Annotated in this window: 19 protein-coding genes and 2 CRISPR repeat arrays; of the genes, 10 read left to right on the top strand and 9 right to left on the bottom strand. The window is 72.0% G+C overall.

Annotated features, from left to right (window positions below):
- The first annotated feature begins 110 nt into the window (after positions 1 to 110).
- Positions 111 to 2,165 carry a transglycosylase domain-containing protein gene (locus tag ACIO9K_RS32890; RefSeq protein WP_363619560.1) on the top strand — a complete coding sequence of 685 codons (2,055 nt, stop codon included), beginning with the start codon at positions 111 to 113 and terminating at the stop codon, positions 2,163 to 2,165.
- Here the strand turns inward: ACIO9K_RS32890 and ACIO9K_RS32885 are convergent.
- The 5 genes from ACIO9K_RS32885 to ACIO9K_RS32865 all read right to left on the bottom strand — a co-directional run bounded on the left by ACIO9K_RS32885 (position 2,143) and on the right by ACIO9K_RS32865 (position 7,035).
- On the bottom strand, positions 2,143 to 2,775 hold the full coding sequence (locus ACIO9K_RS32885; protein WP_400335264.1) for an LLM class flavin-dependent oxidoreductase: 633 nt from the start codon (positions 2,773 to 2,775) through the stop codon (positions 2,143 to 2,145). The genes ACIO9K_RS32890 and ACIO9K_RS32885 overlap by 23 nt on opposite strands.
- Positions 2,776 to 2,952: 177 nt before the next feature.
- A complete protein-coding gene (locus ACIO9K_RS32880) occupies positions 2,953 to 3,768 on the bottom strand; it encodes an ABC transporter permease (protein ID WP_363583321.1) in 816 nt (271 codons plus the stop codon).
- A gap of 13 nt (positions 3,769 to 3,781) precedes the next feature.
- A complete protein-coding gene (locus tag ACIO9K_RS32875; RefSeq protein ID WP_400335301.1) occupies positions 3,782 to 4,636 on the bottom strand; it encodes an ABC transporter permease in 855 nt (284 codons plus the stop codon).
- 62 nt (positions 4,637 to 4,698) lie between these two features.
- Positions 4,699 to 5,949 (bottom strand): ABC transporter substrate-binding protein, encoded by a 1,251-nt coding sequence (locus ACIO9K_RS32870; protein WP_400335260.1) that lies wholly within the window; start codon positions 5,947 to 5,949, stop codon positions 4,699 to 4,701.
- A 45-nt stretch (positions 5,950 to 5,994) separates the two neighbouring features.
- The gene (locus tag ACIO9K_RS32865; RefSeq protein WP_400335257.1) at positions 5,995 to 7,035 is read right to left on the bottom strand and encodes an ABC transporter ATP-binding protein; all 1,041 of its coding nucleotides are present in this window, start codon (positions 7,033 to 7,035) and stop codon (positions 5,995 to 5,997) included.
- Positions 7,036 to 7,436: 401 nt separating this feature from the next.
- Here ACIO9K_RS32865 and ACIO9K_RS32860 point away from each other — a divergent pair, with 401 nt between their 5' ends.
- A complete protein-coding gene (locus ACIO9K_RS32860; RefSeq protein WP_363619568.1) occupies positions 7,437 to 8,099 on the top strand; it encodes a GDSL-type esterase/lipase family protein in 663 nt (220 codons plus the stop codon).
- Between the two features lie 129 nt (positions 8,100 to 8,228).
- Here ACIO9K_RS32860 and ACIO9K_RS32855 read toward each other — a convergent pair whose 3' ends face one another.
- The 3 genes from ACIO9K_RS32855 to ACIO9K_RS32845 form a co-directional block, all read right to left on the bottom strand.
- Entirely contained in the window at positions 8,229 to 8,558 is a 330-nt protein-coding gene (locus ACIO9K_RS32855; protein ID WP_363619571.1) for a deoxyxylulose-5-phosphate synthase, read from the bottom strand.
- A 134-nt stretch (positions 8,559 to 8,692) separates the two neighbouring features.
- Positions 8,693 to 10,132, bottom strand: a complete 1,440-nt coding sequence (locus ACIO9K_RS32850) for a carboxylesterase/lipase family protein (protein ID WP_400335255.1) — start codon at positions 10,130 to 10,132, stop codon at positions 8,693 to 8,695.
- A 104-nt stretch (positions 10,133 to 10,236) separates the two neighbouring features.
- The gene (locus ACIO9K_RS32845; RefSeq protein ID WP_400335299.1) at positions 10,237 to 11,154 is read right to left on the bottom strand and encodes an MBL fold metallo-hydrolase; all 918 of its coding nucleotides are present in this window, start codon (positions 11,152 to 11,154) and stop codon (positions 10,237 to 10,239) included.
- Positions 11,155 to 11,376: 222 nt separating this feature from the next.
- Between ACIO9K_RS32845 and ACIO9K_RS32840 the strand changes: the two genes are divergently transcribed.
- Together ACIO9K_RS32840 and cutA are read left to right on the top strand one after the other, a co-directional pair.
- Positions 11,377 to 12,270, top strand: coding sequence for a helix-turn-helix domain-containing protein (locus tag ACIO9K_RS32840; protein ID WP_400335253.1), 894 nt, complete (start codon positions 11,377 to 11,379; stop codon positions 12,268 to 12,270).
- Between the two features lie 319 nt (positions 12,271 to 12,589).
- Positions 12,590 to 14,753: a CRISPR direct-repeat array (repeat unit 28 nt; unit sequence GAGCAATCCCCGCGAGCGCGGGGCCGAT).
- Between the two features lie 288 nt (positions 14,754 to 15,041).
- Positions 15,042 to 15,365 carry a divalent-cation tolerance protein CutA gene (gene cutA, locus ACIO9K_RS32835; RefSeq protein WP_363583343.1) on the top strand — a complete coding sequence of 108 codons (324 nt, stop codon included), beginning with the start codon at positions 15,042 to 15,044 and terminating at the stop codon, positions 15,363 to 15,365.
- 109 nt (positions 15,366 to 15,474) lie between these two features.
- On the opposite strand, the gene ACIO9K_RS32830 is transcribed toward cutA, so the two are convergent.
- Positions 15,475 to 15,891: a hypothetical protein gene (locus ACIO9K_RS32830; RefSeq protein WP_400335251.1), complete on the bottom strand. Its 417-nt coding sequence runs from the start codon at positions 15,889 to 15,891 to the stop codon at positions 15,475 to 15,477.
- A 463-nt stretch (positions 15,892 to 16,354) separates the two neighbouring features.
- On the opposite strand from ACIO9K_RS32830, the gene ACIO9K_RS32825 reads away from it, so the two are divergent.
- From ACIO9K_RS32825 to cas5e, 6 genes are all read left to right on the top strand, one after another.
- Complete coding sequence (locus ACIO9K_RS32825) at positions 16,355 to 16,648, top strand: DUF6087 family protein (protein ID WP_400335249.1); 294 nt, start codon at positions 16,355 to 16,357, stop codon at positions 16,646 to 16,648.
- Between the two features lie 182 nt (positions 16,649 to 16,830).
- Positions 16,831 to 18,138: direct repeats of the CRISPR family, unit length 28 nt; unit sequence GAGCAACCCCCGCGAGCGCGGGGACGAC.
- 171 nt (positions 18,139 to 18,309) lie between these two features.
- The gene (gene cas3, locus ACIO9K_RS32820) at positions 18,310 to 21,213 is read left to right on the top strand and encodes a CRISPR-associated helicase Cas3' (RefSeq protein ID WP_400335247.1); all 2,904 of its coding nucleotides are present in this window, start codon (positions 18,310 to 18,312) and stop codon (positions 21,211 to 21,213) included.
- A gap of 209 nt (positions 21,214 to 21,422) precedes the next feature.
- Positions 21,423 to 23,135: a type I-E CRISPR-associated protein Cse1/CasA gene (gene casA / locus ACIO9K_RS32815; RefSeq protein ID WP_400335245.1), complete on the top strand. Its 1,713-nt coding sequence runs from the start codon at positions 21,423 to 21,425 to the stop codon at positions 23,133 to 23,135.
- Positions 23,125 to 23,787, top strand: a complete 663-nt coding sequence (casB, locus tag ACIO9K_RS32810) for a type I-E CRISPR-associated protein Cse2/CasB (RefSeq protein WP_400335243.1) — start codon at positions 23,125 to 23,127, stop codon at positions 23,785 to 23,787. Before casA ends, casB begins: the two co-directional genes overlap by 11 nt.
- A gap of 51 nt (positions 23,788 to 23,838) precedes the next feature.
- Complete coding sequence (cas7e, locus tag ACIO9K_RS32805; RefSeq protein WP_400335241.1) at positions 23,839 to 24,984, top strand: type I-E CRISPR-associated protein Cas7/Cse4/CasC; 1,146 nt, start codon at positions 23,839 to 23,841, stop codon at positions 24,982 to 24,984.
- On the top strand, positions 24,984 to 25,880 hold the full coding sequence (cas5e, locus tag ACIO9K_RS32800; RefSeq protein ID WP_400335239.1) for a type I-E CRISPR-associated protein Cas5/CasD: 897 nt from the start codon (positions 24,984 to 24,986) through the stop codon (positions 25,878 to 25,880). The genes cas7e and cas5e overlap by 1 nt, the downstream gene beginning before the upstream one ends.
- Position 25,881: the final 1 nt, after the last annotated feature.

Here is a 25,881-nt window from a genome sequence, read left to right as displayed (position 1 = left end):
GCGCCGGGAGCGAGGGGGCGGTGGCGCGGCAGGTTGTCGCGCGGCTGTGACACGGCGGGGCCCGCCTCCCAAGGAGTTCCTCATGACGCGCACGTAAGGTCGCGCACGACATGGCGGAGAAGCGGGAGGCGATGGAGATGCGGAAACTGGGGCACGGAACGCGGCTGATCGGGGTGAGCGTGATCGCCGGGGTCGTGGCGGCGGGCATAGCCCTGCCCGCGGTGGCGGCCGCCGGGCTCGGCGCCCAGTCGGCGGCCGACGACTTCCAGAGCCTGCCCGACGACTTCAAGACCCCGGCGCTCTCACAGGCCTCGACGATCCTCGACGCGCAGGGCGGCACGATCGCCACCGTGTACGACCGCGACCGCACCGTCGTCCCGGCGGACCAGATGTCCCCGCTGGTGAAGACCGCACTCGTCGACATCGAGGACAACCGCTTCTACGAGCACGGCGCGATCGACCTCAAGGGCGTGCTGCGCGCCCTGGACAAGAACGCCACCTCCGGCGGCACCGCGCAGGGCGCGTCCACCCTGACCCAGCAGTACGTGAAGAACGTCTTCGTCGACGAGGCGGGTGACGACCCGCAGAAGGTGGCCGAGGCGCAGCGCCAGACGATCGGCCGCAAGATCCAGGAACTGAAGTACGCGATCAAGGTCGAGGAGACCCTGAGCAAGGACCAGATCCTCACCAACTACCTGAACATCACCTTCTTCGGGGAGAAGGCCTACGGCATCGAGTCGGCAGCGCGGCGCTACTTCGGCGTGCACGCCAAGGACCTCACCCTGCCGCAGGCCGCGCTGCTCGCCGGCCTGGTGCAGTCGCCCACCGGCTACGACCCGACGGTCAACCCGACCGCGGCGAAGGACCGGCGCGACACCGTGCTGCGCAAGATGGCCGAGTACGGGCACATCACCAAGGAGCAGGCCCAGCAGGCCATCGCGACCCCGCTCGGGCTCAACGTCCAGGCGCCGCAGCAGGGCTGCATCCTGGCCAAGCAGGGCGAGGGCTTCTTCTGCGACTACGTGCGCCAGACGGTGCTCACCGATCCGGCCTTCGGCAAGTCGGCGGCCGAACGGCAGGCGGTGTGGAAGCGCGGCGGCCTCCAGATCCACACCACGCTCGACCCCAAGGCCCAGGCCTCGCTCTACGCCTCCGTCACCGCCCACGTGAACGCCGGCGACCAGGCGGCGACCGCGATGAGCATCGTCGAGCCGGGCACCGGCAAGATCCTCGCGATGGGCCAGAGCCGCCCGTACGGCGTCGACGGCAAGCAGCACCAGACCCAGATCAACTACAACGTCGGCAAGGCCATGGGCGGCGGGCTCGGCTTCCCGACCGGCTCGACGTTCAAACCGATCGTCGCCGCGGCGGCCCTGGAGAACGGCATCTCGCCGAGCCAGAGCTACACCACCGACTACAGCATCCCGTGGCCGGCGATGACGGACTGCTCCGGCGGCCGGTTCCCCTCGGCCGGGCAGGTGCACAACGACAGCCAGAGCCTCACCGGCCAGTTCGACATGAAGACGGCCATGGCACAGTCGGTCAACACCTACTTCGCCAAGCTGGAGGGCGACGCCGGGCTGTGCAACGTCGCCCGGATGACCAACGAGCTCGGCATCACCCAGCAGGCGGGCGGCGAGAAGCTCCAGGTCGTCCCGTCGATGACGCTCGGCAGCAACGACCTGACCCCGCTGGAGATGGCCGGCGTCTACGCGGCCTTCGCCGCCCACGGCACCTACTGCGCGCCGACCGCCATCGCCTCGGTGACCGGCCCCGACGGCAAGCAGCTCGCGGTGCCGCAGGCGAACTGCTCCGCCGTGATGTCGACCACCACCGCCGACACCGTCACCGCGATGCTCAAGGGCGTCGTCGAGGACGGCACCGGCCAGACCGCCGGCCTCAGCAGCCGCGACAGCGCCGGCAAGACCGGGACCACCGACGCGAGCCGCCAGGTCTGGTTCGTCGGCTACACCCCCGAGATGGCCGGCGCCACCGTCGTCAGCGATACCGACAACCCCAAGCCCCTGGACGGCCAGCGCATCGGCGGCACGGTCGTGGGCCAGGCCTTCGGCGGCACCCTGGCCGGCCCGATCTGGCGCGACGCCATGAACGGCGCCCTCGCCGACACCCCGGCCGGCACCTTCACCCCGGTACAGCTGCCGTAGCGTGCTCGTTCTGAGCGGGGCCGCGCCGCCGGAATCCGGCGCGGCCCCGGCACCCGGCGGCGACCCCCACGGCCGCCTCCCGGCGGGTGGCCGCGCGCCCGCGTGGCGGCGTCGCCCGCCCGCAGGGCCGAGCGGGTCGTAGCGGCACCGGTCCGGCTTCCGGATGCCGTTCTGTCGCCCGTGCCCCGTCGACGGCGCCCATCGCCTCGTACTCGACCGGGTTCCAGCCCACGCCGATCCCGAGCCGCAGCCGGCCGCCGCTGAGGATGTCGGCCTGTGCGGCCTGCTTGGCGACGAGCGCCGTCTGCCGCTGTGGGCAGACCAGGACGCCGGTGGAGAAGCCGAGGTCCGGGCAGAGGGCCGAGAGATGGGCGATGGTGGTGAGCGGCTCGTGGAACGCGGTGTTGATCGAGTAGGCCGCCGCCGTCCGTTGCGCGCCGCCCGGGAACCGGGCGCCGTAGTCGGGCCGCGAGTCCGGGTCCACCCCCACCACGTGGTCGTTCACCACGAGGTAGGAGAAGCCGGTCCCGGCCGCTTGCAGGGCCCAATCGCGGATGACCGCACGATCCGAACCGATCTCCTGCGAGGGGAACCTGATGCCAGTCAGCATGGTCACTCCTGAGCGCTTCGTCTCGAAGACGTGCACGCTGCCGCGGAAGCGCGAACAGCGCCGTGGCACGGTGAACAGGGCCGGTGGCCGTCGGGGGAGGGCCTCCGACACCCGCAGGCAGCCTGCGTAATCCAGGATACGGCGATGTCAACGGTGCCTCTCCTCGGCGGCGCCGACTCAGAGGCCGCGCCCCTCCAGCGGCTCGCCGGACAGGCGCTGCGCCAGGTAGACCGGCACGACCGCCAGGACGATCAGCACCGAGGCCACGACGTCCACCACCGGGCCCTGGTTGGGCCGGGCCAGATTCTCGAAGATCCACAGCGGGAGCGTCCGGGTGCCGGGGCCCGCGGTGAAGGTGGTCACCACGATCTCGTCGAAGGAGAGCGCGAAGGCCAGCAGCGCCCCGGCGAGCAGCGCGCTGCGCACGGCCGGCAGCGTGACGTACCAGAAGGTCTGGAAGGTGTCCGCCCCGAGGTCCGCCGACGCCTCCTCGACCGACGGCGCGATGCGCCGCAGCCGCGCCGACACGTTGTTGAACACCACCACGATGCAGAAGGTGGCGTGCCCGACGACCACGGTGAACAGGCCGAAGCCCACCCCGAGCGGGGTCAGCACGGTGCGGAACGCGGCGTTGAGCGCGATGCCGGTGACGATGCCGGGCAGGGCGATCGGCAGGATCAGCAGGAAGGAGACCGACTGCCGGCCGAAGAACCGGTACCGGGTCGCGGCGAAGGCCGCCATGGTGCCCAGCACCAGCGCCACCGCGGTCGCGCCGAGCCCGGCCTTCAGCGACGTGGCCAGCGCCTCGCGCAGCCCGGTCTCCTGCCAGGCGGCCGTCCACCAGCGGGTGCTGAAGCCGGACGGCGGCCAGGCGAAGGAGCGCGAGGCGTTGAAGGAGTTCACCAGGACCAGCAGCAGCGGGGCGTAGATGACGGCGAACCCCAGGGCCGTCGCCGTCCGGAGCAGGATCCGGGCACCGCGGGAGAGTTGCATCAGGGCCTCGGCCTCACAGACTGTCCAGCGCGCCGGTGCGGCGCACGGCGAGCAGATAGCCCACGATCAGCAGCACCGGGACGCAGGACACCGCGGCCGCCAGGGGCAGGTTCAGCGTCACGTTGGACGCGATGACGTTGCCGAGCATGGACGTGGTGCCGCCGACGATCTGCACCGTCAGGTAGTCGCCCAGGCTCAGCGAGAAGGTGAAGACCGACCCGGCGATGAGCGCCGGCCTGGCCAGCGGCAGCACCACCGTGCGCAGGGTCCGCCAGGGGCCGGCGCCGAGGTCCGCCGCCGCGGCGAGCAGGCTGTCGGGCAGCTGCCCGAACGCGGTGCACAGCGGCAGCACCATGTAGGGCAGCCACAGGTACGCGAGCACCATGACCACCGCCGGAACGCCGAAACCGGGGGAGTGCCCGCCGAAGGGGGCGGCGACCCAGTCCAGGACACCGCCGCGGCTGAGCATCACCCACCAGGCGTAGGCCTTGACCAGGTAGCCGGCCCACAGCGGCGTCAGCACCGCCACCAGCAGCAGGCGTCGGCTCCCGGGCCGGGCCACCCGGGCGATGAAGAAGGCCATCGGGAGGGCGGCCACCGCGTCGATCACGGTCACCGACACCGCGATGCCCAGCGTGCGCACGGCGACCGTCCGGTACTGCGGATCGGTCAGCAGCGACCGGAAGTTGTCGACGGTCCAGCGCTGTTCGACGGCGGAGGTGAACGCGTTGGTGGTCCAGAACGCGGACAGCAGGAGGATCGCCAGCGAGCCGAGGTACGCCAGCACCAGCCAGGTCATCGGCGCCGCCAGCAGCGCCGCGAGCCGCAGACCGGGGCGCCGGTCCAGCGTCCCGGCCAACCGGCGCATCGGGGTGCGCGTCGGAGTGCGCGCGTCGGTGTGCGCCGGGGTACGCGCCGCGGCGGGGGCGCTCACGAGCTCTTGATCCCGTTCCAGGCGGTGACCCACTGGGCGTACGCGGTGCAGTCGTCGCGGCCGCTGCCGTCGGCGCACTGCGCGGTGGGCGTGGTCCAGTAGTAGACGTCCTTCCACCAGTTCTCGTCGGTGGCGTGGTAGTCGGCGCAGAAGCCCGGGTTGTCGGTGATCTGCGCGCAGGCCTTCGAGTTGGCCGGGGCCTCACCGAAGTACTCGGCGACCTGCGCGTTGGCCGACGGCGAGACGATGTAGTCCATCCACGCGTAGGCGCAGTTGGGGTGCTGGGCGTGCGACGAGACCATCCAGGTGTCGGACCAGCCGGTGGAACCCTCGACGGGCAGGATCGCCTGCGTCCTCACCCTGCCCTCGGCGGCGACCGCCCGCTGGATCACCTCCCAGGTGGTGCCGATCAGGGCGTCGCCGGAGTCGAACGCCGCCTGCTCCTTGGTGTAGTCGCTCCAGTAGGAACCGACCTGCTTCTTCTGGACCTTGAGCAGCGCCACCGCGGCGTCCAGTTGGGAGGAGGTCAGGGCGTAGGGGTTCCTGATGCCGAGCTCGGGCTTGGTCCTCATCAGGTACAGCGCGGCATCGGCGATGTAGATCGGGCTGTCGTACGCGGTGAGGTGCCCGGCGTAGGGCGAGTCCGGGGTGAAGACCGCACCCCAGGAGGTCGGCGCGGGGGTGACCTTGTCGGTGTTGTACATCAGCAGGTTGGCGCCGCGCCCGTGCGGGATCCCGTACGGCACGTCCTTGACCGAGTTCCACGGGCGGTTCTTCAACCCGGGATAGACATCGGCGTAGTTGGGGACGAGCGCGGTGTTGACCGGCGCGACGTCGCCACCCGCGATCAGGCGCAGCGTCGCGTCGCCGGAAGCCGAGACGGTGTCGTACTGGCCGGTCTTCATCAGCGCGACCATCTCGTCCGAGGTGCCCGCCACCTTCAGGTTCACCTTGCAGCCGGTCTGCCGGATGAACGGGGTGACCCAGTCGACGGCCTTGTTGTCCTGCCCGTACTCGACGTAGCCGGCCCAGGCGACGATGTTGACGGTGCCCTCGCCGGGGCCGAGGGACTTCTGCGCGGGGATGTCCGGTGCGGTGAACCCGCTGCCCGTGCCGCCGCCACCGGAGTTCGACGCGCACGCTGCGGTCAGCAGCAGGGCGGTCGCGGCCGCTAGGGCGCTCAGGGGGCGGCGGCGGACGGGGCGGCGAAGCAGGGGCCGGCGGCGTAGGGGGCGCGTGGTGCTCATGAACTCGATCGCTTTCGTCAAGGGTTGTTCGTCAAGGGTTGGGGGTCAGGAGTTGTCGATGCGGACGGTGTGCTGTCGCCGCCAGGCCAGGAGGACGCTCGCCCCGCGGCGGCGGGAGACGTCGGCACCGGAGACGTCGGCACCGGAGTTGTCGAGACCGGAGCCGTCGAGGTTCTGCCGGACTGCCACCAGCCGCCCGCCCGCCGCCAGGTCGACCAGGAAGCGGGTCTGCGCGCCGGCGTAGACGACCTCGCCGATCGTCCCGGTGACGCCGTACTCGTCGGGCCCCGTCGGGTCGTCCGGACGGGCGATGCGGATCTTCTCGGGGCGCACCGAGTACGTCCCGGGCCGGCCGAAGACCTGCTCGGCGCAGGCGCCCCGGAGCAGGTTCGAGGTGCCGACGAAGCCCGCCACGAACGCGGTGGCCGGTCGCTCGTACACCTCGGCGGGAGTGCCGACCTGCTCGATCCGGCCGGCGTTGAGGACCGCGATCCGGTCGCTCATCGTGAGCGCCTCGTCCTGGTCGTGGGTGACGAGGACGAAGGTGATCCCGGCCTCGCGTTGGATCTGCTGGAGTTCGAGCTGCATCTCCAGCCGGAGCTTCAGGTCGAGGGCGCCGAGCGGCTCGTCGAGCAGCAGTACGGACGGGCGGTTGACCAGCGCCCGGGCCAGCGCGACCCGCTGGCGCTGCCCGCCGGACAGTTCGGCGGGGCGCCGGTCACCGAAGGAGGGCAACTGCACGCTCGCCAGCGCCTCGGCCACCCGTGCGGCCCGCTCCGCCCGCGGCACCCGCTTGACCTTCAGTCCGTACTCGACGTTCTGCCACACCGACAGATGCGGAAAGAGGGCGTAATCCTGGAACACCGTGTTGACGTCGCGGTCGAACGCGGGCAATCCGGTGACGTCGACCCCGCCCAGCAGCACCCGGCCGGCGCTCGGCGCCTCGAAGCCCGCGATCATGCGCAGTACCGTGGTCTTGCCCGACCCGGACGGCCCGAGCATCGAGAAGAACTCGCCCGGCCTGACCTCCAGATCGATCCCGTCCACGGCGCTGACCACGCCGAACGCCTTGCTGACCCCGGACAACGCGACCGCACCGGGCTCGACCGGACAGTCGGCCGAGCGGCCCGACGAGCGGCCCGACGAACGGCCCGACGTACGCTCCGGCGGGCTCGGGAAGGAACCGGCGGACGGACTGGGAACTGGGCTGGACGTCATCCGCACCTCGGTCTCGCGGTCTCTGCTGTCGGATCCGCGACTGCTGAATCCTCTGAATCTTCGACTGAAGCAGAAAAGCCACCGGTCCGGGTGGCGGCGGCCCACCGGCCTCGGGGGCCGTCAGCGCGATGACGGTGGCACGGCGGCGATTGTCAGTCCGATGACGGCGAGGTCCGGCACCTTCGAGAGGTCCGGGCTTGCCCCTCCTCATCCGAATTCACGTTCAAGTCAACCGAATTCACGTCCACGTCCACGTCCAAGGAGCGCACATGACGATCACCATCCGACCGGGAAGCACCGTGATGTTCACCGGCGACTCGATCACCGACTGCCAGCGGCAGCAGAGCGAAGACGGCCTCGGCTACGGCTACCCGCTGCGCGTCGCGGGAGAGTGGGGACTCCGGCACCCGGACCGGCCCGTGACCTGGCTGAACACCGGGAACGCGGGCGACAAGGTGATGAACCTCGAAGCCCGCTGGCAGACCGACGTGCTCGACGCCCGACCGGACGTGGTGTCGATCCTCGTCGGAGTCAACGACATGGGCTGGCACACGCTGGACCCGGAGGGGCGCGTGATCCCCGCGGAGGAGTTCGAAGCGGGCTACGACCGCCTGCTCGCGCCCCTCGCCGAGGCGGGCGCGCAGCTGATCCTCATCGAGCCGTTCCTCCTGCCGATCCACGGCGTCATCGAGGCCGGCGCCGCCCTCATCGGAGCGGAAGAACGACGGCAGTGGCGCACCGACCTGGACCCCAAGATCCAGGCCGTGCGCCAACTCGCCCGCACCTACGGCGCGCACCTGCTCGCCGCCGACGGCATGTTCGCCGAACTCGCCGCCACGGCCGGCCCGGAGCACTGGTCCGAGGACGGCGTCCACCCGACGCCCGCCGGCCACGCCGCACTCGCGGCAGCCTGGCTGCGCCTGGTCGCCTGACCGCGCCCCGCGACCACCCGCGACAGCGGCGGTCGCGGGGAGATCCAAGGGCTCCAGGCCGGCCTCACCAGAGCCAGGGAGGAACGCCGTTGCTCGCCCAGACCTGAATGCCCGTGCGGGACAGCTTCGTCAGGGAAGCTCGCGGCGCACCAGCACACGGGCGGCAGGCTCCCCGGTGAGCCGGGCGTGTGCCATCCGTTCGCGCACCTCGCCGAGCGTGCGTGGCCGGTAGCCGGGGCCACCGCAGCAGCCCTTGTGGAATCGGACCCCCGCGTGCAGCAGCACGGAGAGCGTCCGCCAACCGGCGGCGTCCCGTCGACGCGGTGCCGCGAAGGCGGACCCGACGTGGATCAGAGCCTCGGTGCAACGCGGGCAGCGCCGTTCGCGCGTCCCGGGGTAGGGCTGCTTGTACGAGGCCCGGCAGGGCAGACAGACGTACGAGGTCCTTGCATGGGCCATGAGGCCAGACTATGCGTCGGCGGCCGTCGAGCCGACCGGATTTCCTCCTGTCCGGCCTCAGGGGAGCCATGTCTCGGGCGGTTCCTGGCGGCCCCCGGCGGCCCCCGGCGGTCCCCGGCTGTCACTGGCGGCGCTCAGCCGCCGAAGGCCTCCGCCACGGGTCGCCGCAGGTCGTAGGCGGCCCAGCCCGGGTCCCCGGTGCCGGCGAACGCGACCCAGGCACCGTGGACCCGGGCTGCGAGCCCCGCCGGGGCGGCCTCGGGCCCGAGTAGCCCGGTGTCCCCGTGCAGCCACGGTTCGTCGGCGACGTCGAACACGAAGGGCAGTTCGACGGTGTGGGCGGCGCCGAGCCGCCCGCCCAGAGCCGTCGAGCGGTACCCGAACGAGTAACGGTGCGTACGGCCGCCCGAGATCCGGGCGTGGGCCTGTGCCAGACGCGCCGTACCGGCCTCGAACAGGGCCCGCCCGAGCACGGCGGAGCGCAGCTCGCCCGGTGTCGCGCCCGGCCGGGCCGCGCGGTGCGCGGCGAGGGCGGCCGCCGGGTCCGCGTGCACCCGGGCGGCGACGGCGAGCACGTCGGCGTCCGTGGTGGACTCCAGACCGCCCTGCGGGACGACGTAGAGGTGCCCCTCCTCGGTGTTGGTGCCGATGAGCAGATCGACGTCGGCGGCCGGGCCGTCGGCGAGGGCGTCGGCGGGCTGCGCCGGCAGGACCAGGCTGAACGGGCTGAGCCCGGCCAGCGGGTCCGAAGCGGTGCCGGTCCGCAGGTCCAGGCCGGCCAGCGCGGGTAGGACCGCCACGAAACGCTCGTCCGGGACCAGGGCGAACGCCTCCACGGTCGGCTCGACGCCCAGCGAGGCCGCCACCGCGGCGGTGACCCGCTGCGCCTGCTCCGGGGTGAACGCGCCGCAGCCGTTGCCGCTCTGGACGATCGCCCGCCGGAACAGACCGGCGGCCGCCGGAGTCGCGAGCAGCGCGCCGACGAGCGTGGCGCCCGCGGACTGGCCGAAGACCGTGACGTTCCCCGGGTCGCCACCGAAGGCCGCCACCGAGCCCCGCACCCACCTGAGCGCGGCGAGCACGTCGAGCAGCCCGCGGTTGGCCGGAGCACCCGCCAGCTCCAGGAACCCCGGCACGCCGAGACGGTAGTTCACCGTCACCAGGACGACACCGTTGCGGGCGAACGCGCCGCCGCCGTAGAGCGCCGCGCGGTTCGAGCCGGTGACGAACCCGCCGCCGTGCACGAAGACCATGACGGGGCGCCCGCCCCCGTCGGCGGCCGGCGTGTGGACGTCGACGGTCAGGTACTCCTCGCCGGGCACCCAGCCCGGCCCGAAGTAGGGGCTCATGTCGAGCCGGCCGAAGTCCCGGGCCGGCTGGGGGGCGGTCGGCGAGGGCCTGCCGCCGTCACGGACACCCGGCCAGCCCGGGTGCGGCACGGGCGCGGCGAACCGGCCGGCACCGACCGGCGCCGCCGCGTACGGGAGGGCGCGGAAGCGCTCACCGGACTCGTCGCGGACGCCGCGCACGGCGCCCGCCGGGGTTTCGACGACCGGATCTGCCTGTCGGGGCACGGGATGACTTCCTCTCTGAAGGGGAACGAAGGGGACATCGATCGGGGGAGCTCCGGACGGGACGTCGGGACGTCGGGAGGTCGGGAGGTCGGGAGGTCGGGAGATCAGGAGATCCGGGAGAAACCCGCCCACTCCTTGACCGCGAACTTCGACCCGCTGCGCGCGACCTCCATCGCCCCCCGGCCGCCGAAGTGCGCCGGGAGGACGAGCGCGTTGTTCTCGGCGGCGCGGCCGAGCAGCTTGCGCCGGGTCGCGCGGGACTCCGCCGGGTCCTCGCAGAAACAGGAATTGGTCTCCGGCTCCGCGATCTGCAACGCGGTGTGCACCAGATCCCCGACGAACAAGGCCTGGTCGCCGCCGGACTCCAGGGTGAGCACGGACGAGCCGGGAGTGTGTCCGGGAGCGAGATCGAGCCGCAGGTTCCCGTCGATCCGGTACGTCCCCTCCCACAGGTGCGTCAGCCCCGCCGCGTGGACCGGCGCGACGCTGTCCTCGAACACGTTCTGGTTCCCCCGGCCGAACACGCTCCTGTGCCCGTTGGCCGGGTCCCAGAACTCGAAGTCCCGCCGGGGCATCAGATACGTGGCGTTCGGGAAGGTCGGCACCCAGTCCCGGCCGTCGAGGCGGGTGTTCCAGCCCACGTGATCGACGTGCAGATGGGTGTTGACCACGACGTCGACGTCCTCGGGCCGCACCCCGGCGGCGGCGAGGTTGTCGAGGTAGCCGGTGTCCAGGCGGCTCCACACCGGCGCGTAAGGGCGGTCCTTGTGGTTGCCCACGCCGGTGTCCACGAGGATCGTGCGCCCCTCGCTGCGCAGCAGCCAGGACTGGATCGTCGTACGGCACTCGTCCGTCTCCGGGTCCCAGAAGTCGGGCACCAGCCAGTCGCGGTGCTCGTCCCACGAGCCGTCGGGGCTGTCCGGGAAGAACTGGCCCGGCGCCAGCCCGGCCGAGCCGTAGAACTCCTTGACGCGGGTGACGGTGACGTCGCCCAAGGTGATCTGTTCGGGGTCCTGGCCCATGTGCTGATCCATGTGCTGGCCCATGCGCTGATCCATGTCGTGATCGATGTTCTGGTTCATGTCCTGATCCATGCGGTCCGTCCTTGGGTCCGGGATACGCGGCCGAATCGGCGGCCGACTGAGACCGATCCTGGACACCCGGACGGGCACCAGCCACTCCCGGCTTGTCCTACCCCTCGCAGGGTGTGGCAGGGACCGGGCCGCCCGTCGAATACTGGGGCGATGAACGGACCAGGCCCACTCGGCGCCTTCCTCCAAGCCCGGCGGGCGCAGCTGCGGCCCGAGGACGTCGGCCTGCGCGACCTCGGGCCCCGCAGACGGGTGGCCGGGCTCCGGCGCGAAGAACTCGCCCAACTCGCGGGCGTCAGCGTCTCCTACTACACCCGGCTGGAACAGGGCCTGTCCCGCGGGGCCTCCGCCGAGGTGCTCGACGCCATCGCCGGCGCCCTCCTGCTCGACACCCACGAACGCGCCCACCTCGACCGGCTCGCCGACACCGCCCGCCACACGCCCCGGCCACGCCGCCCACGGCCCGAGAAGCTCGCGGCCGAAACCCGGGACCTCCTCCGCGCCGTCGACGGCGTCCCCGCGATCGTGCTCGGCCGCCGCACCGACGTCCTGGCCTGGAACACCCTCGGACACGCCCTGCTGGCCGGCCACCTCGACGTCCTCAGCCCGGACGACCCGGCCCGACGACCGAACATGAGCCGGATGCTCTTCCTCGACCTGCACTGCCGGGAGCTGTACGCGGACTGGGAACGCAAGGCGCGCGCGGTGGTCGGCAACCTGCGCATCGCCGTCGGCAGACATCCGGAGGACGCGCTGCTCGCGGAGTTGATCGGCGAACTGACCATGAAAAGCCCGGAGTTCGTCGCCCTGTGGGCAGACCACCGCGTAGTGCCGTGCGACGCCTCGTCCTACGAGCTGCACCACCCCGTCGTCGGCACGGTCACGGTGACCCAGCAGACCCTGTCCATCGCCCGCTCACCAGACCAGGCACTCATCGTGTGCACCACCCCCGCCAACTCCCCCTCCGAGCAGGCCCTCACCCTCCTCCGCCAGGCGGCCATCAGCCGGGCACCGCACGCGCGCGGCGCGGGCGCGCGCCAGGCGTAGGCCGGGCAAGCGCTGCGGCCCCGGGCCCGCGGTAACGGCGCCGCCCCGGCCTCTGCTGCGCGGGGCGCGGCAGGGCTCGCGGTCTTCCCCGAACCACCCGCGATCCCCTGGGCCGCCAGCACCGACACGGGCAGGCAGATGCAGGCCCACAAGCGCTCGCGCAAGGTCAAGGGCACCAAGCGGTCCTCGAAGGCGCGCAACGACCGGAAGCCCTCCCACGGCCGGTGGCAGGGGCTCACCGGCCGCCACCCTCGGGACAGCAAAGGGACATCACCGGGAGTCCGACGCCCCCACACGGACGCCGACCGTGAACAAAGTGGAACAACCCCCGCGAGCACGAGGCCGATTCCCATCCGGCCGGTGTCTGCAGGTCGACGCGGGAGCAACCCCCGCGAGCGCGGGGCCGATGGCGAGGGTGCCGGTGTGGAAGGCGGTGAGTGCGAGCAATCCCCGCGAGCGCGGGGCCGACACCAGCCGGGCCGCCCGGAGCGCCGCTAGGTCAGAGCAACCCCCGCGAGCGCGGGGCCGATGCGTGGTCGAGGGCGCGGTTCCAGGCGGCGGGGGAGCAACCCCCGCGAGCGCGGGGCCGATCGGGACGTGGGCGGGGTGGTTGCGGATGATCACGAGCAACCCCCACGAGCGCGGGGCCGATCTCGGGTACGGCCATGACGTGGTCGAGCAGGCGGAGCAACCCCCCGCGAGCGCAGGGCCGATGGGGTGAGCCGGACCCCGAGGCGGCCGGTGAGGGAGCAATCCCCGCGAGCGCGGGGCCGATCGCATCAGCCTCCGCCGCGAGGCCCGCATGCAGGAGCAATCCCCGCGAGCGCGGGGCCGATAACGCGGTGGTCATCGGGATGCCGAGGTAGGCCGAGCAATCCCCGCGAGCGCGGGGCCGATTTGCGGGGCGATTTGCCTCGCGACCAGCAGTGAGAGCAATCCCCGCGAGCGCGGGGCCGATGCCTGGCCGGTCCACTGCTTCACGGTCTCCCAGGAGCAATCCCCGCGAGCGCGGGGCCGATCAGCCACCCGGTTGCCGCTGCGCGGTCTCTCGGGAGCAATCCCCGCGAGCGCGGGGCCGATGACGGGCCGTAAACGCGGCCCGGCAGACCGACAGAGCAATCCCCGCGAGCGCGGGGCCGATACGACCAGCGAGAGCGAACGGCCGGCGGCGAGCGAGCAATCCCCGCGAGCGCGGGGCCGATAATCCGCTGCCGCCGAATTCACGGAAGCCGTTGGAGCAATCCCCGCGAGCGCGGGGCCGATGCGGAGTGGGAGAAGGCCACCGACCACGGCGCGGAGCAATCCCCGCGAGCGCGGGGCCGATCGGCCGGCTGTTGGGCCAGGGCGCCCCGCTCGCGAGCAATCCCCGCGAGCGCGGGGCCGATAGCGGCCGCCTCGCTCGCACTTCGCGCTGGAGAGAGCAATCCCCGCGAGCGCGGGGCCGATTGGTGCCAGGCCTGATCAAGGCAGTACGACCCGGAGCAATCCCCGCGAGCGCGGGGCCGATTCCATGGTCCGCAAGATCGACGCCGACCTGCGGGAGCAATCCCCGCGAGCGCGGGGCCGATCGGCTGTGGCTGGAGACCCTCGCCGACGCCGAGGAGCAATCCCCGCGAGCGCGGGGCCGATTCGGCGGCGGCGTTCTCGCCCCACCGCGAGAGGGAGCAATCCCCGCGAGCGCGGGGCCGATCACGCCGCCGCGCCCCGCTCCTGCGCCGCCACGGAGCAATCCCCGCGAGCGCGGGGCCGATATCAGGGAGGTGAGGCCCCGGGGGAGGGGCTGAGAGCAATCCCCGCGAGCGCGGGGCCGATGTCAACACCTCGAAGAACACCGGCACCACCAACGAGCAATCCCCGCGAGCGCGGGGCCGATCTCGGGGCTGGCGGGGTCCTCCCCGGTGAGGAGGAGCAATCCCCGCGAGCGCGGGGCCGATGCGGACCCAGGCCATCGTGGCTTCTCTCGGCAGGAGCAATCCCCGCGAGCGCGGGGCCGATTGGGGCTGTGATCCCCACCTGGGCCCGCATTGGGAGCAATCCCCGCGAGCGCGGGGCCGATACAGCAGCAAGAGCAGCAACTACATCGTGCAGAGAGCAATCCCCGCGAGCGCGGGGCCGATCTGGCGGTTACGAGGGTGACGGTGGCGTGGGTGGAGCAATCCCCGCGAGCGCGGGGCCGATGCCGCCACCCGCGTCGACGCCGAGCTCACCGCCGAGCAATCCCCGCGAGCGCGGGGCCGATGCCGCCACCCGCGTCGACGCCGAGCTCACCGCCGAGCAATCCCCGCGAGCGCGGGGCCGATAGCCGAACGCGAGCTCAGCGAACTCGTCGGGCGGAGCAATCCCCGCGAGCGCGGGGCCGATCGGATCTGGCCGGTCTGGGTGAGCATGAGGTAGGAGCAATCCCCGCGAGCGCGGGGCCGATTCCACGTCACCCAGCGACCACGAGCTCTTACCGGAGCAATCCCCGCGAGCGCGGGGCCGATACTTCCTGACCTGCGGTGATTAGCGGGCGAGGGGCCTGATTGATTCAGTTCGATTGGTAGAGGGCTCGTCGAACAGCCGATACGTTGTTGCCATCTCTCCTTGCCCCAGGGGTGGTTGTCATTGTCGTGGCCTACGCTCTCGAAGCGTACTCGTACGTGGAGGTTGAGACGATGCTTGAGGACCGTTGGCAGGGGTACCCGCCCGAGGTCGGGAGCTGGCTGGCGCGCTGTGGGGTAAGTCCGCTGGGCAGAGTGGGGGCGGCGGTTGATGCCGGGTACCGTCACGGTATGACGACTGGTGACTTCGTTGTGGTGACGACGACCCATGACGACGAGACGAAGGCCCGTGAGCTCGCCTCGGCGGTGATCCGTGACCGCCTGGCCGCGTGTGCGCAGGTCTACCGCGTCCAGTCCGTCTACTGGTGGGACGGCGGGGTGCAGGACTCCGCCGAGTGGCGGATCGACTTCAAGTCCCGGGCGAGCCTGGCTGATCGGCTGTCCGCGCGCATCGTTGAGCTGCACTCCTACGACACGCCGGAGGTCGTCGGGGTGCCGGTGATCACTGGATCCGCCGCCTACCTGGACTGGGTGGCCGCAGAGACGCGAAGCTGATCGGCAGTTGCTCCAAGGAGGCCCGGATCTCGTCTCGAAAGGCCTGGGCCGCCGGCGATGCCGAGAGTTGGTCGGCCAGTGCGGACAGCCGTACTCGACCCATGGTCGTCTAAGCTTCGAGCGTGGCGGCGAGGGCGTGGCGGCCGATCTCGACGGCCTGGTCGACGGCGCCCGCCGTGAGGTAGCCGGCCGCGACGTCTCCGAGCACTGCGACCCTGATCTTCCGGTCGTCTTCGCCCGGGTCGGCCAGGGTCTGGTCTGCGGCCGCGCCGAGGTCTCGGTGTCGCAGCTTGGCGTAGGTCGCCACCGTCATTGAGCTGAGGCGTGCTTCGCCGAAGAAGGAAAACCAGGCCGGAGCGGTGTCGGGCTCCGCGTAGTCGAAGGCAGTCCGGGCGCGGTCCAGTGCACGCAGTGCCGACTCCCTGTCGCCGTCCGCCGCGGCCTCCTCGGCTTCCCTTGCGGCGAGCCAGGCCCGGGCCGCTTCCAGGCCTCGGCCCCGGACATTCTCCTGTGCAGCGGCGAGCATCTGCCGAGCCGTTGCTGCATCCACCCCGTACGAGGCGTAGCCCAGGGCGAGGGCATGCAGCGGGCCGTGTCCGGCGCGGTCGGCCGCGAGTCGAGCCGTCCGGTAGTAGTGACCGGCGTGCGAGTAGTCGCCGAGGTCCCAATAGGTCCATCCGGCCAGAGCCGCGGTCTCTCCAGCGGCGATGGTGAGCGCGCCCCGGTGGGTGCCTGCGTTCGGCAGGACCGCAGTGATGTGGTCGATATGCGTGGACAGGTGCGCGGCGAGCAGTCGAGCCGGGATGTGTTCCTCGTCCCCGAACTGTCGAACGCTGGGAGAAGGTTGGTAGCCCGGGACAGGACGCGTTCGGCCTCATGGTGAGCGGCGAAGAGCAGCGGGTCTGGATCGGGGATCCGAGCGGCCCGAGCTGGCTCCTCCCCGGCTGACTGCCGGTACTCTGGGCTGCCCCGTCGCGGAGGAGGACCAGATGGACGAGGACGAACCCCTGGGGCAGTGGGCAGCGCGGCGGGACGCGCGGCGTCGGCCGGTCGGCGAACTCAAGGCCGCGACCATCGGCCACGAGACCGCACCGGCCCACCTGTACCAGGACGCACCTCGACTCATCTCCTGCTGGGACGGCTACCAGTGGGTACCGGAGACGATCGCGCCGAACTACGCTGCCGCACAGCGCTTCCTCCACGGCATCGGCGGCGACGGGGTGATTCTGATGTCTTCGGCTCGACCTCCGAAAAAGTCGGCGGGGAAGCATCGCAAGCCCTGACCGGCCGTACCACGGTACGGCCGGTCAGCGTCATCCATCACGGAGCAGTCGCCGGAGCGGCACCCCGATCGCACGGGCGATCGCGCTGAACTTGTCGAGCGTGGGCGGCACGGGCCTGTTCTCGAACCGGCCGACGGTCCGCCTGTCCAGTCCGGCCTGCTGCGTCTCTATGGGCACACACGGGGGAGCCCCCGCGAGCGCGGGGCCGACCGCCCGGCCCCGCCACCGACAGAACTCACCCGGGAGCAACCCCCGCGAGCGCGGGGCCGACTGCTGGGTGGTCTCCGGGATGCCGGTGCCGGTGGAGCAACCCCCGCGAGCGCGGGGCCGACGGCGGTGAAGCCCTCGACACCGAACGAGCCGTAGAGCAACCCCCGCGAGCGCGGGGCCGACCCGTCGACGGCCACCGGGTAGCGGCCGTGCTCGGAGCAACCCCCGCGAGCGCGGGGCCGACCCGTCGAAACCGGCGTAGAAGTGGCTTTCAAGGGAGCAACCCCCGCGAGCGCGGGGCCGACGGCATCTGGGCGGACACCTGCTGAACGATCCAAGAGCAACCCCCGCGAGCGCGGGGCCGACCGCCGCTCCCGCATCACCTGGAGGGTCGCCTCGGAGCAACCCCCGCGAGCGCGGGGCCGACACATCGGAGACGGAAAAGTGGCCTCAACCGACAGAGCAACCCCTGCGAGCGCGGGGCCGACAGGTGGTAGCCGGTGAGCCGTCCCTTGCCTGCCGAGCAACCCCCGCGAGCGCGGGGCCGACCGTTCTGGTGGCGGCTGGGGAGTGGTCGGCGGGGAGCAACCCCCGCGAGCGCGGGGACGACCAACTGACGATCGAGGACGCCTCCACCCCGCTGAGCAACCCCCGCGAGCGCGGGGACGACTCGCGGACCAGCGGGGCCAGCACCCGCGCCAGGGAGCAACCCCCGCGAGCGCGGGGACGGCGGCGGCTACAAGCGCATCCGCGACGGACGGGCGGAGCAACCCCCGCGAGCGCGGGGACGACCCCGGGAAACGCAAGTGGCCCCCGGGAGACGGAGAGCAACCCCCGCGAGCGCGGGGACGACGCGGTGAGGATGGCCATCAGGGCGCCGGCCGCGGAGCAACCCCCGCGAGCGCGGGGACGACTCGCGACCCCAAAAAGAATCATGGGCGACCTAGGAGCAACCCCCGCGAGCGCGGGGACGACGCCGCCGGACCGGTTGAGGCTCTGACGGCCCCAGAGCAACCCCCGCGAGCGCGGGGACGACGTCTCCCTGGTCCTGCTCCTGCTCGGGGTCGCGGAGCAACCCCCGCGAGCGCGGGGACGACTGGAGACCGAGGCCCGCGGCGAGCAGGGCTGGGGAGCAACCCCCGCGAGCGCGGGGACGACGTTCAACCAGGCCGTCACCGCTCAGTAGTGCGGGAGCAACCCCCGCGAGCGCGGGGACGACGTCGGGCAGGGGGTGCAGTCTCTCCAACACGTGGAGCAACCCCCGCGAGCGCGGGGACGACACTTTCTGACCTGCGGTGATTAGCGGCCGAGGGGCCTGATTGAGTCAGTTCGACCGGATGACGGCCCGGAGGGGAGCTGATGTATGACCGTCATATTTCTTTGCTCCGAGGTGAGTTGTCAGTGGGGTGTCCTAGGCTCTCGAAGCGTACCTGCGTGTGGAGGTTGAGGCGATGGTTGAGGTCCGTTGGCAGTGGTACCCGCCCGAGGTCAGGGGCTGGCTGGGTGCGCTGTGGGGTAAGTCGGCCGGGCGGGCCGGGGGAACGGCCAATCTCCTGCTGTCGCACATGCTGGACACTGCGGCGGTGGCAGAGATCCTCTGGGACCGCTACCTGCCGCCGGTGACGCGGTGGCGTCTGGACGCTCTCGCGGGGGGCACGGGTAAGGGGCGGCGTCTGTTCGCCTGGTTGTGCGGGATTCATGACTGTGGCAAGGCCACCCCGGTGTTTCAGCATCTCGACGGCGCCGGTGAGGCAGCGGTCCGTCAAGCGGGGCTCACCTGGGACAAGTACGCAGTGAAGGGGGCGTCTTGGCGGCATGACAAAGCCGGTGCCCGGGTGCTGAGGGCGCTGCTTACTGACGCGAAGTGGCATGAGGAACAGGTCGGTTGGGTCTGGCCGTTGGTCGCCGGCCACCACGGTTTGATCCCGACGCTGGGGCAGCTGAGGCCACCGAAGAAGAACGAAAAGCTGCAAGGCAGCAGCCAGCCCTGGAAGCTCGCGCAGTCGGCGCTGGTGGAGGTGTTCTCGCGGGAGCTCGGCTATGCGGGGAAGTCGCCGCTGGCTGCGGTGGAGCCGGCGCTGGTGCCGAGCCGCGCGGCGCAGCTTCAGCTGTCCGGCTTCGTGGTGATGGCGGACTGGATCGCCAGCGACGAGCGGCACTTCACGGGTGTGTCCGACCTGGCGAAGGTGGCGATGCCTCAAGCGCGGCAGCGGGCCGCGGCGGCGTGGTCGAGGCTCGAACTGCGCGGTGGATGGGGAGCGTTGGCGGCGCCCGGCCCGGAGACGTTTCGGGACCGGTTCGGCCACGGGACCAGGCCCTCGCAGGAGTTGGTCCTCGACGTGGTGCGTCGGATGGGCGGGCCCGGTCTGGCGATCGTCGAGGCGCCGATGGGGGAGGGGAAGACGAAGGCGGCTCTGGCGGCGGCCGAGCTGATGGCAGCGCGTCACGGTGCGGACGGGGTGTTCCTGGGCATGCCGACCCAGGCGACGGCGGACCCGATGTTCACCCAGGTCCGGTCGTGGCTGCGCGAGGTCGGCGATGGGCTGGAGGGCCAGGTCGCGCTGCTGCACGGCAAGCGGATGTTCAACAAGGAGTGGCGCGGCCTGCTGGAGGGCGCGGGGGAGTGGGGGCAGGACGCCGACGACCCCTTCTCGTCGGTGGGAGAAGACGAGTTCGGCATGCAGACCGACTGCTTCGACGGCTGCGCGGACGGGGAGCGCAGGGCCCCCGCCGAGTGGTTCCTCGGGCGTCGCCGTGGTCTGCTGAGCCCGTTCGCGGTCGGCACCATCGACCAGCTCCTGTACGCCGCGACCCGGACCAAGCACGTGATGCTGCGGATGGCTGGCCTGGTGGGCAAGGTCGTGATCCTCGACGAGGTCCATGCCGCCGACGTCTACATGTCGCAGTTCCTGCTGGAGGGCCTGTGGTGGCTCGGGCAGGCCAGCGTGCCGGTGGTGCTGTTGTCGGCGACGCTGCCGCCGGAGCAGAGGCGTCGCCTGGTCGCCGCCTACCTGGCCGGTACGCGGTCGGCGGAGGCCTCGGCAGCCCTGGAGCTTCCCGAGCCGGAGGGCTATCCGAGCGTCACGGCGGCCTGGGCGGGGCCGGCCGGGCAGCCGGAAGTGCTGGTGGAGAGCACCGCGTCCTGGCGTGAGGACCTTCAGGTGCGGGTCGAGGTGCTCGACGAGCCTCCGATGCGGACCGACGCCCAAGTCGCGCAGGATGCCGCCGTGGTCGACTATCTGAGGGAGCGGCTGGTTGACGGCGGGTGCGTCCTGGTCATTCGGAACACCGTGGCCCGCGCCCAGTCCGCGTTCGAGGCCCTCCACAAGGAGTTCGGCGCTGATGTCCGGCTCCTGCACGGGCGCCTGCACGCCGGCCACCGGGCGGACCGCACGCAGGAGGTGCTGAAGCTCCTCGGACCGCCGGCCGCGGGATCCGGGCGTCCCGGCAGGATGATCGTCGTCGCGACCCAGCTCGCGGAGCAGTCCTTCGACGTCGACGCCGATCTGTTGATCACCGACCTCGCTCCGATGGACCTGCTCCTCCAGCGCATCGGACGCCTCCACCGTCACGACGGCGTGCAGCGCCCCCGCCGGCTGTCCCGGCCCACCGTCGCCATCACCGGTGTGCACTTCGACGACGACGGCGCCCCGCAGATCCTGCGCGACTCGGAGGGGATCTACGGCCGCTACCTCCTGCTGCGTACGGCCGCAGAGGTCGAGCGGACGGCGAAGGCCGGCGCAGGCGCGTGGAGCATCCCCGGCCAGGTGCCGGAGCTGGTCGCCCGGGTCTACGGCACTGATCCCGTCGTCCCGGCGGAGTGGGGCGAAGCCGAGGCGCAGGCGCGGCAGGACTGGGAGAAGCGGCAGGCCAAGCGCCGAGATGAAGCAGCCCAGTACGTCCTGACCCGCTCCGGGGAGCACGGATCGCAGACTCTGGCCGGTCTGCACTTCGGAGCTCACAGCAATTTGGCAGAGGGACAGTTCGAGGCACTCGTCCGGGACGGGGAACGGAGCGTGGAGGTCGTGCTGGTGCGCCGCACCGGGGAAGACTTCCACGCGATGACGGGCCGTAAGATCGGCCCCAACGGGACGGTCGCGGCCGAGATGGTGGACGACGTGCTCTCCGGGACGGTGCGCCTGCCCACCAAACTGACAAAGACTGCCGAGCAGGCGCTCGGTCCGCTGTCGGGCTGGCGCGACCATCCATGGCTGCGATACAGCCTGGCCCTCGAACTCGACGAGCACGGCGAAGCAGCCCTCGGTGACTTCCAGCTGCGCTACGACGACCTGCTCGGACTCGTGGTGAGCGGAGGGCCCCAGCGGGCCCCAGTACCGATAGAGGCGAGGGGGTGAGTCGAACAGGCGTCGACCCACCCCCTCAACCCCGCGACCGCGGGGCCGACTTGCGGCCGACCTGGGCCGGAAAACACGGCCACGGGCCATCCCCGCGCACCGATGCCGCGGGGCCGGGGGCAATTCAAGCATTCACCCCACAACAGGCATCCGCCGGTGCCACGATGCATCAGCAACAAGCTAAACATGGCTAGTTGGGAGATCAGCGCGTGCCTGGGTACAACCTTGTCGAGGAACCGTGGCTGACGGTACGACCCGTCGGCGGCGGGCCCCCCGTGCAGGTGGGGATCGCTGAGGCCCTGGCCCGGTCCTACGAGTTCGAGGGCCTCGTCGTGGAGTTCTCCACCCAGCTGCCGGCCGTCCTGCGTCAGGTCCTGCTGCCCGTCGTCGCCGACGCCACCGGCGCGCCCCAGAGCCCCGGGGAGAAGGGTGAGCGGCTCACCCGGGGCGGATTCACGAAGGACGAGCTGGGCAGCCTGGAGACCTACCTCTCCGATCACCACGCGAAGTTCGACCTCTTCGACCCCGCCGCCCCGTTCGGGCAGGTCGCCGGGCTGCGCACCGCCAAGGACGAGACGAAGGGCTCCGCCGCCCTGGTGGCGACCGCGGCGAGCGGCAACAACGTCCCGCTGTTCGGCACCCGTACCGACGCGGATCCGCTCGACCTGACGCCGGCGCAGGCCGCCCACTGGCTCGTGCACGCCCACTGCTGGGACACCGCGGCGATCAAGACCGGCGTCGTCGGTGATGACCAGGTCAAGGCGGGCAAGACGACCGGGAACCCCACCGGCCCGCTCGGCCAGCTCGGCGTCATCATCCCCACCGGGCGCACCCTGTACGAGACCCTCCTGCTGAACCTTCCGCTCACCCCGCCCGACAACCTCGGCCTCCCGCAGTGGAAACGCGCCCCGCACGGCCCCGCCTGGCAGCCCCGCGCGGCCGAAGGCCTCCTCGACCTGTGGACCTGGCAGGCCCGGCGGATCCGCCTCATCCCGTACCAGGACGAGGCCGGGCAGCTGAAGGTGGCCCGGGTCGTCATCAGCGCGGGGGACCGGCTGACGCCCATGCCCGAGCAGGAGCCCCACACCGCCTGGACCTTCACCGCCCCCGCCAAGAAGTCCGCCTCCGCCCTGCCCGAACGCAGGCCGCGCCGCCACACCCAGGGCAAGGCCGCCTGGCGCGGTCTGGAGGCTCTTCTCACGCCCACTCGCCAGGGCCCCGACGGCGGCTTCGAGACCAGCATCCTGCTCGACCAGATCAGCGCCCTGCAAGAGGACGACCAACTCCCCGCCGACTACCCGCTGCAGGTCGAGACCTTCGGCATGGTCTACGGCACCCAGTCCGCGATCGTCGAGGACGTCATCCACGACGCCATCCCCCTGCCGCTGCTCGCCCTCCAGCAGGACAGCGAGGCCCAACTGCTCCTCCTGGACGTCGCCGAGCAGGCGGAACGACTCGCCCAGGCCGTCAGCAACCTCTCCGCCGACCTGCGCCGGGCCGCCGGAACGGACCCCATCCCCTGGGACAAGGGCCAGCGACCGGGCGAACTCCTCCTGCACACCCTCGACCCCCTGGTGCGCCGCCTGCTCGCCGGCGTCTGCACCGCCGGCGCAGACGACGAGGCTCTGGAGCGGGGCCGGCTCGCATGGGAACAACTCGCCCACCGCCAGGCGTGGGACGCGGCGAACACGCTCCTGCTGGCCGCACCCGCCACCACCTTCGGCGGCCGCACGATCAGCCAGGGCGGCAAGGCGGGCAAGACGCAGACCTACAGGCTCGGCACCGCGGGCGCCAACTTCCGGCGCCGGCTCGACGAGATCCTTCCCCGGTACGCCGACGCCGTACGGGAAGCGGCCGCCGCGCGGGCGGCCGAGACCGGCCCCGCCCTCGACCACGACCCCGGAGCGGACTTTGACGACTGAGCACACCGCCGCGGCTGCCGCTGAGCACACCGCCGCCGCTGAGCACACCGCTGCGACTGGGAACGCCGCCGCCCGACGGCGCCGGTACTGGGACGAGTTCACCGGCCCCGACCACAACTGGCGGTACGACCCCCGCACCAAGCAACCACGCCGGCCGCCCGGCGAGGACCTGGCGGCCCTGCGCTCCGGCCTCGGGCGCCCCGTCATGGACAGCCCCAAGATGTGGCCGCTCTACAGCTGCGAGGTCAACGACGTCCTCGCGCTGCGCGACGAGGTCTCCGACGAGCAGAAGGCCGAGCACGCCGCGCTGGCCCTCTACGGCCTGCACCAGCAGAGCCAGTCCAAGCCGATGCACCGCCGTGGCGTCAAGCTCGGGGAGGCGCTGCGGGTGCTGCGCCGGAGCGGCAAGGTCAGCGAGGAGGCGCTCGACACCCGGGTCGCGCAACTCGCGGGCGCCACCAGCGTGTCCGCGCTGCTGGTCCACCTACGTGGCCTGATCACCCAACTGCGTTCCATCACACAGCCGTTGGACTACAGCCACCTGATGGCCGACATCCAGGCCTGGCACAGCACCGACCGGCGCCCGCAGGTCCGCCTCAAGTGGGCGATCGGCTACCAGGCGTGGAAGGACAAGACGCCCGCCGACAGCTGATCACTCCCCGCCGCACCCGTCGCCGGCACCACCACCCCCGAGGAGAAGCGCATGACCGCCCGCCTCTACATCGACGTCCACATCCTGCAGACCGTCCCGCCGGCCAACCTCAACCGGGACGACAACGGCAACCCCAAGGAGGCGTACTTCGGCGGCAAGCGCCGCTCGCGCGTCTCCTCCCAGGCCTGGAAGCGTGCCACCCGCATCCACTTCGCCGAGAGCCGCGACCGGCAGGACCTCGCCACCCGCACCAAGCGGATCGCCGCCCAGCTCGCCAAGGGCATCACCGAGCGCACCGGCATCGAGGCCGAGGACGCGCAGCGGATCGCCGACGCCCTGATCAAGTCGACCGGGATCTCCGCCGGCAAGAAGGAGGGCGACACCGCCTACCTGCTCTTCTACGGGCGCCGCCAGCTGGACGGCATCGTCGACCTGGTCGCCGACACCGCCGCCGACCTCGCCGCCCTCGACGCCAAGGCCCTCGACGAGGCCGTCAAGGCCCTGCCGGTCAAGGAGCAGCTGCAGAGCGGCCACCCGGCCGACGTCGCGCTCTTCGGCCGGATGGTCGCCGACATCCCCGGCCTGAACGTCGACGCCGCCACCCAGGTGGCGCACGCGATCTCCACCCATGCCACCGAACTCGAGTTCGACTACTACACGGCCGTCGACGACGAGAACACCGCCGACGAGACCGGCGCCGGCATGATCGGCACCATCGGCTTCAACTCCGCCACCCTCTACCGCTACGCGACCGTGGGCCTGCACCAGCTGCGCGGCAACCTCGGCGACGACAAGGCCGCCGTCGACGCCGTCGACCTGTTCGTCGACTCCTTCGCCCGGTCCATGCCCACCGGCTACGGCAACTCCTTCGCGCACCGCACCCGCCCCAGCCTGGTGGCCGTCGTCGTGCGCGCCGACCAGCCCGTGAACCTCGTGTCCGCCTACGAGAACCCCGTCCCGGCGAGCCGGGGCATCGTCGCCGAGTCCGCGCGCCGTCTCGCCGTGGAGTTCGCCACCGCCACCGAGCAGTGGGGAGACAGCCCGCTGTACGTCGGCATCTGCCACACCCTCGGTGCGGACACCGGCGTCGACGAGCCCGCGCAGCAGCTGGCGGAGGCCTTCGGCGCGAACCGCACCTTCACCGAGCTGCGCGACGGCCTGCGCACCGCCCTCACCGAGCGGGTGAACGACAACTGATGCCCGCCGACCAGACCCCCACCACCACCCCCGCACCGGCCCCGGAGCAGGCGGAGGACCAGGCGGTCCTCGTCCTGCGCCTGGCCGGGCCGCTCCAGTCCTGGGGCGACCGCAGCGCCTTCAACCGCCGCGACACCCCGCCCCAGCCGACCAAGTCCGGCGTCGTCGGCCTGCTCGCCGCCGCCGCCGGACTTCCCCGCGAAGCGGACATCACCGGCCTGGTCGGCCTGCGCCTGGGCGTGCGCATCGACCAGACCGGCACGCTGCTGCGCGACTACCACACCGTCAGCGACTACCGGGGCCGCCCGCTGCCGCAGAGCGGCGTCAACGCCAAGGGCATCCAGAAGCCGACCTCCCCGGCCAAGGACACCCACGTCACCCACCGCTACTACCTCCAGGACGCGGTGTTCGTCGCCGCCGTCCAGGGCCCGGCCGGCCTCGTCGCGACGCTCGCCGAGGCGATCCGCCGCCCCGCCTTCCCGCTCGCCCTCGGCCGCCGCTCCTGCGTCCCCACCCAGCCGATCGCCCTCGGCGCCGTGCGCACCGGAGCCCTGGAGGACGTGCTGGCGGACGAGCCCTGGCAGGCGGGCGCCGCCGTCAAGGCCGCCTACCGCCGCCGGGCCGAACGCGGTCCGGATCCGTTCTCGCCGCACCGGATCGACCTGGCCGCGACCTTCGACGACCCGGCCGGCGACGACACCTCGCAGGACGTCCCGCGCTCCTTCGCGCCCCGCGAACGTGGCTTCACCACCCGGCGGATCCGCCACGCCTGGCTCAACGTCCCCACCGGCCTCGCCCCGTCCGCCCTGTCTGCCGCGTCCACCCCGCCCACCACGACCGCCCAACCGGCCACTGCGGCCGGCGGCCACGACCCGTTCGCCCTGCTGGGCTGGTGAC

Origin of the sequence: Kitasatospora sp. NPDC087271 (assembly GCF_044744605.1) — a bacterium.
GTDB lineage: Bacteria > Actinomycetota > Actinomycetes > Streptomycetales > Streptomycetaceae > Kitasatospora.
The sequence above is the reverse complement of the archived record's forward strand: the minus strand, read 5'-3'. Positions and strand labels throughout refer to the sequence as shown.